Annotated in this window: 13 protein-coding genes; 9 read left to right on the top strand and 4 right to left on the bottom strand. The window is 65.1% G+C overall.

Going from position 1 to position 12,416, the window contains the following annotated elements; translation table 11 throughout:
• Positions 1 to 15 precede the first annotated feature (15 nt).
• From FHS03_RS20045 to fhuE, 4 genes are all read right to left on the bottom strand, one after another.
• On the bottom strand, positions 16 to 912 hold the full coding sequence (locus tag FHS03_RS20045; protein ID WP_183442706.1) for a hypothetical protein: 897 nt from the start codon (positions 910 to 912) through the stop codon (positions 16 to 18).
• Positions 828 to 1,562: a hypothetical protein gene (locus FHS03_RS20040; protein WP_183442705.1), complete on the bottom strand. Its 735-nt coding sequence runs from the start codon at positions 1,560 to 1,562 to the stop codon at positions 828 to 830. Before FHS03_RS20040 ends, FHS03_RS20045 begins: the two co-directional genes overlap by 85 nt.
• A gap of 158 nt (positions 1,563 to 1,720) precedes the next feature.
• Positions 1,721 to 2,974: a PepSY-associated TM helix domain-containing protein gene (locus FHS03_RS20035; RefSeq protein ID WP_183442704.1), complete on the bottom strand. Its 1,254-nt coding sequence runs from the start codon at positions 2,972 to 2,974 to the stop codon at positions 1,721 to 1,723.
• A 78-nt stretch (positions 2,975 to 3,052) separates the two neighbouring features.
• The gene (fhuE, locus tag FHS03_RS20030) at positions 3,053 to 5,221 is read right to left on the bottom strand and encodes a ferric-rhodotorulic acid/ferric-coprogen receptor FhuE (RefSeq protein ID WP_183442703.1); all 2,169 of its coding nucleotides are present in this window, start codon (positions 5,219 to 5,221) and stop codon (positions 3,053 to 3,055) included.
• Between the two features lie 141 nt (positions 5,222 to 5,362).
• Here fhuE and ccmA point away from each other — a divergent pair, with 141 nt between their 5' ends.
• Genes ccmA through ccmI form a run of 9 tightly spaced genes read left to right on the top strand, consistent with a single transcriptional unit; the run spans position 5,363 to position 12,416 of the window.
• The gene (gene ccmA, locus FHS03_RS20025; RefSeq protein WP_183442702.1) at positions 5,363 to 5,989 is read left to right on the top strand and encodes a cytochrome c biogenesis heme-transporting ATPase CcmA; all 627 of its coding nucleotides are present in this window, start codon (positions 5,363 to 5,365) and stop codon (positions 5,987 to 5,989) included.
• Positions 5,983 to 6,651, top strand: a complete 669-nt coding sequence (ccmB, locus tag FHS03_RS20020) for a heme exporter protein CcmB (protein WP_183442701.1) — start codon at positions 5,983 to 5,985, stop codon at positions 6,649 to 6,651. Before ccmA ends, ccmB begins: the two co-directional genes overlap by 7 nt.
• Before the next feature lie 54 nt (positions 6,652 to 6,705).
• Positions 6,706 to 7,488 (top strand): heme ABC transporter permease CcmC, encoded by a 783-nt coding sequence (gene ccmC / locus FHS03_RS20015; protein WP_183442748.1) that lies wholly within the window; start codon positions 6,706 to 6,708, stop codon positions 7,486 to 7,488.
• Complete coding sequence (locus FHS03_RS20010; RefSeq protein ID WP_183442700.1) at positions 7,488 to 7,661, top strand: heme exporter protein CcmD; 174 nt, start codon at positions 7,488 to 7,490, stop codon at positions 7,659 to 7,661. Before ccmC ends, FHS03_RS20010 begins: the two co-directional genes overlap by 1 nt.
• On the top strand, positions 7,658 to 8,125 hold the full coding sequence (gene ccmE / locus FHS03_RS20005) for a cytochrome c maturation protein CcmE (protein WP_183442699.1): 468 nt from the start codon (positions 7,658 to 7,660) through the stop codon (positions 8,123 to 8,125). The genes FHS03_RS20010 and ccmE overlap by 4 nt, the downstream gene beginning before the upstream one ends.
• A complete protein-coding gene (locus FHS03_RS20000; protein ID WP_183442698.1) occupies positions 8,122 to 10,140 on the top strand; it encodes a heme lyase CcmF/NrfE family subunit in 2,019 nt (672 codons plus the stop codon). Before ccmE ends, FHS03_RS20000 begins: the two co-directional genes overlap by 4 nt.
• Positions 10,137 to 10,664 carry a DsbE family thiol:disulfide interchange protein gene (locus tag FHS03_RS19995; protein WP_183442697.1) on the top strand — a complete coding sequence of 176 codons (528 nt, stop codon included), beginning with the start codon at positions 10,137 to 10,139 and terminating at the stop codon, positions 10,662 to 10,664. The genes FHS03_RS20000 and FHS03_RS19995 overlap by 4 nt, the downstream gene beginning before the upstream one ends.
• Positions 10,657 to 11,163: a cytochrome c-type biogenesis protein gene (locus FHS03_RS19990; RefSeq protein ID WP_183442696.1), complete on the top strand. Its 507-nt coding sequence runs from the start codon at positions 10,657 to 10,659 to the stop codon at positions 11,161 to 11,163. Before FHS03_RS19995 ends, FHS03_RS19990 begins: the two co-directional genes overlap by 8 nt.
• Positions 11,160 to 12,416 carry a c-type cytochrome biogenesis protein CcmI gene (ccmI, locus tag FHS03_RS19985; RefSeq protein WP_183442695.1) on the top strand — a complete coding sequence of 419 codons (1,257 nt, stop codon included), beginning with the start codon at positions 11,160 to 11,162 and terminating at the stop codon, positions 12,414 to 12,416. The genes FHS03_RS19990 and ccmI overlap by 4 nt, the downstream gene beginning before the upstream one ends.

Below are 12,416 nucleotides of genomic sequence, written 5' to 3'. Positions count from 1 at the left end.
TCTTGCGTGTGATGATCAGAAATGGTCAGAGGCCGCCACCAAGAGCGCCACCGTTGCGCCCATGCCGTCGTCATACAGCGGACGGGCAAGATCCGCAGCCGCAGGAATTTCTACGTAGTCGTTGACCGCATCGTCCTTTTTCAGCTGGTATTTTGTGGAAGCGGTGATGGAGAACGGCCACCGGCTGTCCGGAAGCTGGTGCTGGAGCATCGCGTATTCATACGTGTTCCGGGCAAGCTCGGTAATGATTTGACGAATTGGCACGTCCTTGTTTCCATTGTGTGAGGCCCGCCAATCCTCGATCTTCGTATGCCAGTAGAAAGCCCGGCGCATGACGCGTAGGACAGCGGGCACCTGGTTCGCCATCTGACCATCGAATTTCCAGATTTTCGACACCAAGTATTCCTGCGAGTCCTCATAAGGCCTATGCCCCCAGGCGGACGTACCGACGACATGCATGGGTACCGTGGCATCGCCAATAGCGTGCAGCGGCCAGGCCAGCATGCGGATCGGATGGCGCTGCTCATCGCGGAAGTGCGACCAGCCGTAGTACGCCAAATTGCTTACCGGCTCAAAAGCTATGTGAGACACGCTGGTGTACTGCCATTGCCCCTTGTCGCGGCGAACCGTGGCAGCAACGCCGTCATTGACCTCGCCAATCGTATAGTTGGCAATGCCGGTGCTCTTGTCGTGGTTTACCGACAGGCCGGCAGCATCAAAGGCGGCCATCAAGACCAGTTCAAGCGGGTCCATCGGCATGCCGGGAACGCCGGCTTCATCCCACAGCTTTCCCTGGTGTGCGTCAAAATCGTTGGATACCGAGGGCTTCATATCGATGAAATGCCAGACCCCCACCCAATCGCCATTGCTGATATCACCAAAGCCTGGGATCCAGCTGTCGACTTCATCCACCAGATCGACGCTATTCGCCACCCTTTCGCATGCTTGCCACAGTGTTTGCTGTCACCCCGAAGCACATCGATAAAACAGACAATCGGCAACAAGATCACGGTCAAGGTCTCTTCGGCCGCATCTTTGATCACATTCCGAACGGCGCCAGCCCACGCCGCGTTCGTAAGGCGGATCCATAGATGGGTGTTATCGTTCTCTTCATCGGGCATGGCGGCCCATAGACCGAGGACCGTGCCGATATGATTGCTGGCGCCTACTCCGTCGAGACTAAGTGCCCATTTCATATCAACACCACAGCCTCCATTGCCATTGAAGTCCCAGCTCGGCGGATAGGGAACGCCGGCCAATGTCGTGTTCCAGTTCACCGGTTCCAGCGCACAATTGGCCCACTTGGGCGGCTTCAACTCACCCAGCTGCGAGGAACGGGTCTTATATTTGTCCGGAGCGGCTTTGACACGCTGCAAGAACGCTCTCCATTTGGGATCGTTGCCCTCGACCTGGTCAAGTCCCGAATTTTGGACGAACACCATCATTTGATAAGACAGGTCCGTCATCTTTTGATGGATCACCTGATTGTGCGCGCTGACCGGCATCGCACATAAGCAGTAGCCGGCCAACGCAATACATACCAGCCTGAAGATGGTCTTCATTGGGACGTCTCCTGGCGCCACTCACTCCAAGTGAAAACGCACTACCTGACTAGCATATGCCCGCGAAGGCGGCCAAAAGATATCCAATTGTCACGCGCGATGACAAACAGGCCGGGAAGGGAAAGCGCGGCGGCACGGAAGGCCGCCGCGGGAGGGAGTTACGAAGCCACCAAGGCTTGTCTTTGCGCGCTGACGACACGCGAGGCGCGCTTGCGCCACCAGATGATGACGCCAGTCACGCTCAGCATGGCGACCACAATGCCCATGAAGGAAATCAGCACGCGGCCCGGCAGGCCGAGGATGCGGCCGGAGTGCAGCGGGAACTGGGCTTGCACGAAGATATCGGCCGCCGTGCCTTTCCACGGCTGGCGGTCGCCCAGCAGGCGGCCGTCCTCGCCGTCGAAGTACAGCACGGCCGGGCCGACGCCGCCGGAACCGTGGTCATCGCCCGGCTTGAAGAAGCTCACGCCGTAGATGCCGAAATCCTGTGAATAGAAGATGCTGCCGGCCGGTTCCGTCCATTGGCGCTGCGCCGCCTCGGCGCTGGCGCGCTGGATGATGTCGGCGAAGGCGAAGCGCGGCTCGATCGGATGATGCTTGTCGGCCGGCGTGCGCGTATCGAACGGCGTTGGCGTCACTTGCGAGACGGTCTTCATCACGGGATAGAAGATTTCGCGGTACAGGTTCAGCGAGAAGGCGGTGAAGGCCAGGATGAACAGCAGCAGGAAGGTCCACAGGCTGAAAGCGCGGTGCAAGTCGAAATTGAGCTTGGCACTGCCGCCTTTCCAGCGCACTTTCCACGCCGGCTGCCAGCGCTGCCACCAGGATTTGGCGGCTGGCACGCGTCCCAGCTCCTTGCGGCGGCTTACCGGCAAGGTCAGGTAGAAGCCGACAAAGCTGTCGAAAGTCCAGATCATGGCGATGCCGCCCATCAGCCACAAGCCCCATTGGTCGATGCCCCACATCTCGGGAATATGCAGGGTGTAGTGCAGGCGGTATAGGAAGGAGACGAAGGTCTCCTTGGTGATCGGCCAGACCGCGCCCCATTCGCGCTTGCCCAATTCGGCGCCGCTGGCGGGATCGACGAAGACCTGGTTGAAGCCCGGTTCGATCAGTTTTTTGCTGACCGGGTCAACCCGGCCGCTGATGCCGAAGGAGATGGACTCGCCCGGTTCCGCATGCAGCGGCACGAAGCTGACGCGCACGTCCGGATAGCGCGCCTCGACCTGGCGCGCGAGGTCGAGCGGGGCCAGGGCCGGGCCGCGGGTGCTGGCGTGCATCAGATGGGGATTGAGCAGATCGTCCAGCTCGTGGTCCCAGGAGATGATGGCGCCGGTCAGGCCGCTGATGAACAAAAAGCCGGCGGTGAGCAAGCCGGCGTAACGATGAATGACAGTCCAGAAGGCGCGCACACCTGACCTCAACTATTCGATATTTTGAAGTGAAACGCGGGCCGGAACGATGGCGTTCCGGCCCGCAGCCTGTGATGCTTAGAAGCGGTACTTCAGCGTCAGCGAAGCGCTGCGCGGCTGCTTGTAGGTGATCGCGCCATACGCGGAGAACATGCCGAAGGCGGTTTTGTCGAACACATTATCGATGTTCAGCTGGGCCGACCACTGCTTGCTGATATCGTAGCGCGCCATCAGGTTCACCATGCTGTGGGACTTCTGCTCGATGATACCGCTGCTGTTGGCAGGCGCGTTGGAATCGGGCGTATAAGTGCGGCTTTCCCAGTTCACGCCGCCGCCCACGGTCAGGGCTTTCAATTCGCCCGGCATGCGGTAGGTGGTGAACACGCGCAGCAGCTTGCGCGGATAGACGCTGTTGATGTCCTTGCCGCTGACGTCTTCGGCTTTGAACTGGCTGTAGCCGGCGCTGGCATTCCAGCCGCGCGCCAGTTCGCCGGACACGTCGAACTCGAAGCCATCGCTCGTTGCGCCTTTGGCGGCGCGGTAATAGGCTTCCGGCAGCCCGCCTGCACCGGGGTTGTTGCCCGCTTCCTGGCCCAGATTGTCCTGCTTGATCTTGAACACGGCGAACGATGCGTTCAGGCGGCCGTCGAAGAACTCGCCCTTCACGCCCGCTTCGGCGCTCTTGCCGATTACCGGCTCAAGGTATTTGCCTTGCTTGTCCTTCAGGCTTTGTGGCTGGAAGATGTCGGTGTAGCTGGCGTAGACCGAATAGTTCTCGCCCAGGTCGTATACCAGGCCGGCATATGGCGTCAGCTCGCTTTCGTGCTGCGGCGCCTGGCCCTTGGTGTCCTTGTCGTACTTGGTGGCGCGCGCGCCGACGATCATGGTCAGCGGATCGCTCAGCGAGAAGCGCGCCACGCCGTACAAGGCTTGCTGCTTGGTCACGCTGGACTCGTAGAAGGACGGTGCGTTCCATTTCGGTTCTGGATAGGCGGAAGGATTCCAGGTATTGAAGTTGCCAACTGATGGCACGTCGCCGCCGAAATCGGCCATGCGGCTGTCGGCATTGAACTTCTGCTTGGAGTGCATATAGCCGAACGCCGCCTCATGCTTGCGGCCGGCCAGCTTGAACGGGCCGCTGGCGTGCAGGCCGAAGTCGTCCTGTTTGGTGCTGGTCAGGTAGGAGCCGGCGAATGCGCCCACGCCCAAGCCGTTCACACGGTCGGGCATGCCGGACAGGTAAAGCAGCTTGGAATCGGCCTTGCGCTCGCCGTGGGTGTAGGTGGCGCGCAGCTTCCAGCCGTTGTCAAAGCCATGTTCCAGGTTGGCGAAGTAGTTGTTGTATTCGGTTTCCCAGCGCGCCCAGTCGGCGGAGGTGGTCTTGGAACGGTCCCAGTTGGTTTTCGAGCCGTCGGTGTACCAGTATGGCAGGCCGCCCCACATCGGCGCGGTCGGATCGGTTTCCTGGCGGCTGGCGCCTGCCGACAGCAGGGTGCGCGGATCCAGGTCCGCTTCCACGGTGGCGTACAGCGTCTGATCCTTGCTCTTCATGCGGCTCACCCAGCTGTCGGCCTGCTTGTATTCGCCGACCACGCGGGCACGCACCGTGCCGTCCTTGTTCAGTGGCGTCGACAGGTCGACCTGGGCGCGGCGCTCGTCCCAGCGGCCGATACCCACTTCGGCGGAGCCTTCGAACGCCTTGCTGGCGGCGCGCTTGCGCACCAGATTGATGGCGGCCGATGGATTGCCGGCGCCCGTCATCAGACCGGTGGCGCCGCGCACGATTTCCACGCGGTCGTAGATAGCCAGGCTGCCCTGCACTTCGCCCGAGCTCCAAGGCTGGGACCAGGTGGTGGGGATGCCGTCGATCTGCAGATTGTCGATGTCGAAGCCGCGCGCGGTGAAGCCGGCGCGGTGGGTTTCATACTGGTTGACCGAAACGCCGGTGCTGTTGTTGACCACATCCGTCACCGTCAGCATGCCCTGGTCTTCGATGCGCTGCTGCGTCACCACGGAAATCGATTGCGGCGTATCGCGCAGCGACATGCTCAGTGGCGTGGCCGTTTTGGCCTTGCCGGTGGTGTAGGAGCCGGTGCCTTCGGTGGTGTCGCCCAGCTTATTGGCCAGCACTTCGATCTGCGGCAGGACGGTTTGTTCGGCGGCGTTTTCGGCTTGGGCGGCCAGCGGCAGGGCCAGGCTCACGAGGACGGCCAGGCGCTTCAATTGGGGGCGGCGTTGTGGATGCATTTTCTTCTAGAAGCTGTAACTGAAATACAAATGATAACGATTCTCATTTAAAAGTCAATATAAATCTGGAAGTTGCGCGCATTTGCGCCCATGATCTACGATATGGCCAACAACTATGGCCAACACGGTGACGGAGGCGCAATGGGTTTGAGCTGTCGGCATTTGGCGTGTGTGCGTGGCGCGGCCACGCTGTTTTCCGATATCGGCTTCAGCCTTGGTGGCGGCGACGCCTTGCGGGTCCAGGGCGGCAATGGCAGCGGCAAAACCAGTTTGCTGCGCCTGTTGTGCGGCTTGGCCCGTCCCGACCAGGGCGAGGTGTGCTGGCAGGGCGAGACGCTGGCGCGCTGCCGTCCCCTCTTCCACGCCAATCTGCTGTATGCCGGCCATGCCGAGGCGCTCAAGCCCGAACTGCTGGCCTGGGAAAACCTGGCCTACGGCGGCTTGCCGGGCATCCGCCACAGCCGCGCGCAAGCGTATTCCTGCCTGGAGCAGATGGGACTGGCGGCCGAAGCCGAGCTGCCGGTGCGCCTGCTGTCGCAGGGCCAGCGCAAGCGGGTGGCGCTGGCGCGGCTGCATCTGGCGCGCCAGCGGCCCTTGTGGATACTGGATGAACCGTTTTCCGCGCTGGACCAGCATGCGCTGTCCAGCGTGACGCAGCTGCTCGGCGATCATCTTGCCGGCGGCGGCCTGCTGGTCTACACCACCCACCAGGATGCCGGGCCGGCGCCCACGCAAACGCTGCGCCTGGGCCGCGAGGGCGCATGCTGAGCATATTGGCGCTGACTATGCGGCGCGAATTGCTGCTGGCCTTGCGCCGCCCCGCCGAAATTGTGATGCCGCCGCTGTTCTTCCTGCTCGCGGCCATGCTCTACCCGCTGGCCATCGGCCCGGACCAGGAGCTGTTGCGCGCCATCGGGCCGGGCGTGCTGTGGGTGTCGGCGCTGCTGGCCGCCCTGCTTGGCCTGCAACGCCTGTTCGCCGCCGATTTCGCCGACGGCACGCTGGAGCAGGCGCTGCTCGCGCCGCATCCGCTGCTGTTGACCGTGTGGGCCAAGGTCGGCGCGCATTGGCTGCTGGCCGGCTTGCCGCTGGTGGCGGTAGCGCCGCTGCTGGCCATCCAATACGATATGGCGCCGCAGGCATTAGGCGTGCTGCTGGCCAGCCTGCTGCTTGGCACGCCGGTCCTCAGCCTGTTGGGCGCGCTCGGCGCGGCGCTGGCCTTGAATGCACGCGGCGGCAGCGTGCTCCTTGCACTCATGTTGGCGCCCCTGTATATTCCTTTACTGATTCTTGGCAGTAGCTCAGTCCATGCCGAGGCTCAAGGTTTAGGCAGCAGCGCCCACCTGCTTTTGCTGGCGGGTCTGTTGTGCGGCACCGCGGCATTGGCGCCGTGGGCCACGGTAGCGGCTTTGCGCGTGGCGCTGGAGTAATCGGCGCGGCGCTGGACACTCAGGACGTATCACTCTTGGGGGCAAATGGCAACGATGAACCTTCCGTATTCCTCTGCTGCCGCGAACCGGCGCGCACCGCATGCGCCGCGCGTGTTTGCGTATGCTGCGCCGCGCCATTTCTTCCCGCTGGCCGGCAAGCTCATTCCCTGGTTTGCCGCCCTTGCCGTCGTGACTGGCCTGACAGGACTGTATATCGGCCTGCTGCTGGTTCCCGCCGATGCGCAGCAACACGACGCCTTCCGCATCATCTTCGTTCACGTGCCGGCGGCCTGGATGTCGATGTTGATCTATCTGGCGATGGCCGCATGGGCCGGCGTGGGCCTGGTGTATAACACGCGACTTTCAGCCATGATGGCAAGCGCCCTGGCGCCCACCGGCGCCCTGTTCACCTTCCTGGCCCTGTGGACGGGCGCGCTGTGGGGCAAGCCGACCTGGGGCGCCTGGTGGGTCTGGGATGCGCGCCTGACTTCCGAGCTGATTCTGCTCTTCCTCTACTTCGGCTTCATGGCCCTGCATGCCGCCATCGACGAGCCGCGCCGCGCCGACCGCGCCGCCGCGATCCTGGCGCTGGCCGGGGTGGTCAATGTGCCGGTCATCTATTTTTCCGTCATCTGGTGGAACACGCTGCACCAGGGCGCCTCGGTCTCGCTCAATAGCGCGCCGTCGATGGCCGCGCCGGTGCTGGCGGGCATGCTGCTGATGACGCTCGCCTTCTGGGCCTATGCGGTGGCGGCGGTGCTGCGCCGCCTACGCTGCATCATGCTGGAACGGGAGGGTAGCGCGGACTGGCTGAACGCGAAAATGGAGGGCGGATAATGGTATGGAACAGCGTGCAGGACTTCCTCGTCATGGGCGGTTATGGCGCGTATGTATGGGGTTCGTGCGGCGTAGTGTTTGCCGCGCTGGTGCTTGAGAGCTGGCTGCTGGGCCGACGCATGCGCCAGGCCCGCCATCTGGCGACGCGCCGCACCGCGCGGGTGGACGCATGAAGGCGCGCCATCAGCGTCTTATTCTGATCGGGGCCAGCCTGGCCGTGCTGGGCATCGGCGCCGCACTGGTGCTGACGGCCTTCCGCCAGAATCTGGTGTTCTTCTTCACGCCGTCGCAGGTGGCGGCCGGGCAGGCGCCGCGCACCGGCATCTTCCGCGTCGGTGGCCTGGTGGAGCCGGGCAGCGTGCGGCGCCAGGCCGATGGCGTGACCGTGGCCTTCGTGGTCAGCGACCATGCGCGCAAGGTCCAGGTGCAGTACCGGGGCGCCCTGCCCGACCTGTTCAAGGAAGGCCGTGGCGCGGTGGTGCAAGGCCGGCTGGCCGAGGGCCGGTTGTTCGTGGCGCAGCAGGTGCTCGCCAAGCACGATGAAAACTATATGCCGGCCGAAGCGGCCTACGCTCTGCAGAAGGGCCAGGCCCAGGGCCAGGCGGCCATGCGCACCTTGGCGGGAGTGGAACGGTGATCCCAGAGACTGGCAATTACGCCCTGGTGCTGGCGCTCTTGCTGGCCCTGGTGCAGGGCGTGCTGCCGCTGTTCGGAGCGCAGCGCGGTAATGAACGCTGGATGGCGCTGGCGCAGCCGGCGGCGCGCGGCCAGTTCCTGCTCTTGACGCTGGCCTTCGGCTGCCTGCTGCTCAGCTTCTGGAACCACGATTTTTCGGTGCGCTATGTGGCGCAGAATTCGAATTCGCTGCTGCCCTGGCAGTACCGCCTGACCGCCAGCTGGGGCGGACACGAAGGCTCGCTGCTGCTGTGGTGCTGGATGCTGGCCGCCTGGACCAGCGCCGTGACGCTGTTAAGCCGCCAATTGCCGCAGGATACGCGGGCGCGCCTGCTCGGCGTCCTGGGTCTGCTGGCGGCGGGTTTCCTGCTGTTCCTGCTGCTGGCGTCCAACCCCTTTGCGCGCCTGCTGCCCGCCGCGCTGGAAGGCCGCGACCTGAATCCCCTGCTGCAGGACGCCGGCATGATCATCCACCCTCCGCTTTTATATATGGGCTATGTGGGTTTTGCCGTGACTTTCGCCTTCGCCATCGCGGCCCTGCTGGGCGGCCGCCTCGACGCGGCGTGGGCGCGCTGGTCGCGGCCCTGGGCCTTGCTGGCCTGGAGCTTCCTCGGTCTGGGCATCCTGATGGGCAGCTACTGGGCCTATTATGAGCTGGGCTGGGGCGGCTGGTGGTTCTGGGACGCGGTCGAGAACGCGTCCTTCATGCCTTGGCTGGCCGGCACCGCCCTGCTGCATTCGCTGGCCGTGACGGAAAAGCGCGGCAGTTTCAAGAGCTGGACCGTGCTGCTGGCGATCCTGACGTTTTCGCTTTCCCTGCTTGGCACCTTCCTGGTGCGCTCCGGCGTGCTGACATCGGTGCATGCCTTTGCCACCGATCCGCGCCGCGGCGCCTTCATCCTGGCCTTCCTGGCCCTGGTCATCGGCGCTTCGCTGGCCTTGTATGCCTGGCGCGCGCCAAAGGTGGGCGGCGGCGGACGTTTTGCCCTGCTGTCGCGCGAATCGCTGCTGCTGACGAATAATGTGATCCTGCTCGCGGCCTGCGGCACGGTGCTGCTCGGCACGCTCTATCCGCTCTTCCTCGATGCCCTCGGCCTGGGCAAGATTTCGGTGGGACCACCCTATTTCGAGACGGTCTTCGTGCCCCTGATGGCGCCCATGCTGCTTCTGCTGGCTGTCGCCCCCTTCGCACAATGGAAGCGCGCGGCGCTGCCGGACCTGCTGCGCCGCCTGCGCTGGCCGGCCGCCCTGGCTGCCGGAATCGGCCTTGGCACGGGACTATCGATAGCGGCGTCGCCGCCGGTGCTGCTTGGCCTGGCGCTGGCGGCCTGGATCATCGTGGGCACCGGCTGGCAGGCCTGGCAGCGCTTGCGCCATGCCGCGCCGGGGACATCGCTGCCGCGCCGCATCGCGCGTGAGCCGCTCAGTTACTGGGGCATGGTCCTGGCGCATGCGGGCCTGGGCGTGTTTGTCATCGGCGTCACGCTGGTCAAGGGTTATGAGGAGGCGCGCGATATCAGCCTGGCGCCCGGCGGTGCGGTGGCGGTGGGCGGCTATCAATTCGCCCTGAATGGCGTGCGCGAGGTGGACGGGCCGAATTACGAGGCGGTGCGCGCCACCTTCGAGGTGCGGCAGGACGGCCGGCGCGTCGCCACGCTGTACCCGGAAAGACGCAACTATCCGGTGCAGCAGACCATCATGACCGAGGCGGCCATCGAGCATGGCTTGACGCGCGACCTGTATCTTTCGCTGGGAGAGGAAACGGCGGATGGGCGCTGGCTGGTGCGCATCCAGCTCAAGCCCTTCGTGCTGTGGATCTGGGCCGGCGGCGTGCTGCTGGCGATCGGCGGCCTGTTGGCGGCCGGCGACCGGCGCTACCGGTTGGCGCGCCGTAATACGGCGGCTGCGCCTCTTTCCGCGCCAGCCGCCAACCCGGTACTGATGCCGGGTGCCGCGCTACGGCAGGAGGCGCCATGAAACGTTTCCTGCTGCCGCTTGCTGGTTTTTCCGTCCTGCTGCTGTTCCTGGGCGCGGGGCTGACCCTCAATCCGCGCGAGCTGCCGTCGCCGCTGGTGGGCAAGCCCACACCGGCTTTCAGCGCGGTACGGCTGGACGATGCGGCCGGCCGCATTTCCCCGGCCGATATGGCTGGCCGCGCATGGCTGCTCAACGTCTGGGCCTCGTGGTGCGCCTCCTGCCGCATCGAGCATCCGCTGCTGATGCAGTTCGCGCAGCGCCAAGGCGCGCCACTGGTCGGCCTGAATTACAAGGATGGCCGCGAAGACGCCCGCGAATGGCTGGCGCAGCACGGCAATCCTTATTGGCAATCGGCGTTCGACCCCGAGGGGCGGCTGGGCATGGATTTCGGCGTATACGGCGTGCCCGAAACCTTCGTGATCGATAAGCGCGGTGTGATCCGCCTGCGCCATGCAGGGCCGCTTAGCGAGGAAGTGCTGCAACGGAAAATCCTGCCTTTGCTGAAGGAACTGGAAAATGGCTAGGCGTCTGCATCCGGGTGCAGCGCCCACCGCGAAGCTGCTTGCCACGTGCGCCCTGGCCTGCATCCTGGCCAGCCCGCTGGCAGCGCCTGCCGGCAGCGGCGCAGCGCCGCCGGAGGTGCAATTGGAAGCTAGGGTGGCGGCGCTGTCGGCAGAATTGCGCTGCCTGGTCTGCCAGAACCAGACCCTGGCCGATTCGCAGGCCGAACTGGCCGTCGATCTGCGCCGCCAGATCCGCGAACAGATGCGGGCCGGCCGCAGCGAGGCCCAGGTGGCTGATTTCATGGTACAGCGTTACGGCGACTTCATCCTGTACCGGCCGCCGTTCAAGGCCAGCACCTTGCTGCTATGGTTTGCGCCGCCAGTGCTTGTGCTGGGCGGCGCGCTGGCTCTGCTCCTGCGCCTTCGCAAGCCGGGCCAAGGAAAACGCCGCCGCGCTTTGTCCGAGGTTGAACGGACGCGCGCCGCCAGCCTGCTGGCGGGTCGCGAGGAGCTGCCATGAGCGTTTTCCTGATCGTCACCGTGCTGCTGACCGCCGCCACCTTGCTGTGCATCCTGCCGCCCTTGCTGCGCCAGGGCCGCGGGCGGGCGAATGGCGCTTCGCCGCAGCAGGTCAATCTCGCCGTCCTGCGCGCCCAGATGAAGGAGCTGGAAATCGACCGGCAGAACGGCACCCTGCCACAGGCCGCACACCGCGCCGCGCTGCGAGAACTGGAACGGCGCGTGGCGGAAGAAACCCAGGCCAATCCAGCGCCCCGGGCCATGCCGCCGCAGCGCTGGACCGCCTTGCTGCTGGCCCTTCTGTTGCCGCTGGGCGCGGCGGCCCTGTATTTCCAGGTTGGCCGCCCCGTCGCTGCGCTGCCGGCCGTACCGCCGCCCACTGTCGTCGAGCAAGGCCATGCGGACGATGGCGGTCCGGATATGAACGCGCTGGTGCAAGGCCTGGCCGAGCGCCTGCGCCACCAACCCGAGGACAGCGATGGCTGGCGGATGCTGGCGCGCTCCTACACCGCGCTGGGACGCTATCGCGAAGCGGCACAGGCCTATTCGCGTCTGAACACACTGCAGCCGAACGATGCCGATACCCTGGCCGATTACGCCGACGCCCTGGCATCGGCCGAAGACGGCAAGCTGGCCGGCCAGCCGGAACGCTTGATCGCGCGCGCGCTGGCGATCGATCCGAAGCACGTCAAGGCGCTGGCTCTGTCGGGCAGCGCGGCCTTTGCGCGCGCCGACTTTGCCGCGGCTGTGCGCCAATGGCAGGCGCTCCTGCCCTTTGTGCCGCCGGATTCGCCGTTCGCCGAATCCACGCGGGCCGGCATCGCGACGGCGCAAGCGCGCCTGGACGGCGGCCCGGCCCAAAGCAACGCTGCGCGCGGCAGGCCCGCCAGCGCGCCGGCCTTGTCCGGCACCGTGCGGCTGGCTCCTGGCGTGCAGGGCGTGCGGCCGGACGATACCCTCTTCATTTACGCGCGCGCCGCCGAAGGGCCGCGCCAGCCGATCGCCATCCTGCGCCGCCAGGCCAGCGACCTGCCCTTCGATTTCACGCTGGATGACAGCCTGGCCATGCAGGGCGGCACGCCGCTCTCGGCACACGCCCGCGTGATCGTGACGGCGCGCATCTCCCGCTCCGGCAAAGCCATGCCGCAGGCTGGCGATCTGGAAGGCGACAGCGCTCCGCTGGTCCCGTCGGCGCAAGGGGTACAGCTTGAAATCGGGCGGCGCGTGGCTGCGGCGCCGCCGCCACACAATTGA

The organism is Pseudoduganella violacea (genome assembly GCF_014191875.1).
In the GTDB taxonomy this organism is placed as follows: Bacteria; Pseudomonadota; Gammaproteobacteria; order Burkholderiales; family Burkholderiaceae_D; genus Rugamonas; species Rugamonas violacea_A.
The sequence above is the reverse complement of the archived record's forward strand: the minus strand, read 5'-3'. Positions and strand labels throughout refer to the sequence as shown.

What these genes read in the sequence shown, in the direction of transcription:
- FHS03_RS20040 (WP_183442705.1), bottom strand. Translation starts at nt 1,562, where the DNA reads ATGAAGACCATCTTCAGGCTGGTATGTATTGCGTTGGCCGGCTACTGC.
- fhuE (WP_183442703.1), bottom strand. Translation starts at nt 5,221, where the DNA reads ATGCATCCACAACGCCGCCCCCAATTGAAGCGCCTGGCCGTCCTCGTG.
- ccmA (WP_183442702.1), top strand. Translation starts at nt 5,363, where the DNA reads ATGGGTTTGAGCTGTCGGCATTTGGCGTGTGTGCGTGGCGCGGCCACG.
- ccmB (WP_183442701.1), top strand. Translation starts at nt 5,983, where the DNA reads ATGCTGAGCATATTGGCGCTGACTATGCGGCGCGAATTGCTGCTGGCC.
- ccmC (WP_183442748.1), top strand. Translation starts at nt 6,706, where the DNA reads ATGAACCTTCCGTATTCCTCTGCTGCCGCGAACCGGCGCGCACCGCAT.
- FHS03_RS20010 (WP_183442700.1), top strand. Translation starts at nt 7,488, where the DNA reads ATGGTATGGAACAGCGTGCAGGACTTCCTCGTCATGGGCGGTTATGGC.
- ccmE (WP_183442699.1), top strand. Translation starts at nt 7,658, where the DNA reads ATGAAGGCGCGCCATCAGCGTCTTATTCTGATCGGGGCCAGCCTGGCC.
- FHS03_RS19995 (WP_183442697.1), top strand. Translation starts at nt 10,137, where the DNA reads ATGAAACGTTTCCTGCTGCCGCTTGCTGGTTTTTCCGTCCTGCTGCTG.
- FHS03_RS19990 (WP_183442696.1), top strand. Translation starts at nt 10,657, where the DNA reads ATGGCTAGGCGTCTGCATCCGGGTGCAGCGCCCACCGCGAAGCTGCTT.
- ccmI (WP_183442695.1), top strand. Translation starts at nt 11,160, where the DNA reads ATGAGCGTTTTCCTGATCGTCACCGTGCTGCTGACCGCCGCCACCTTG.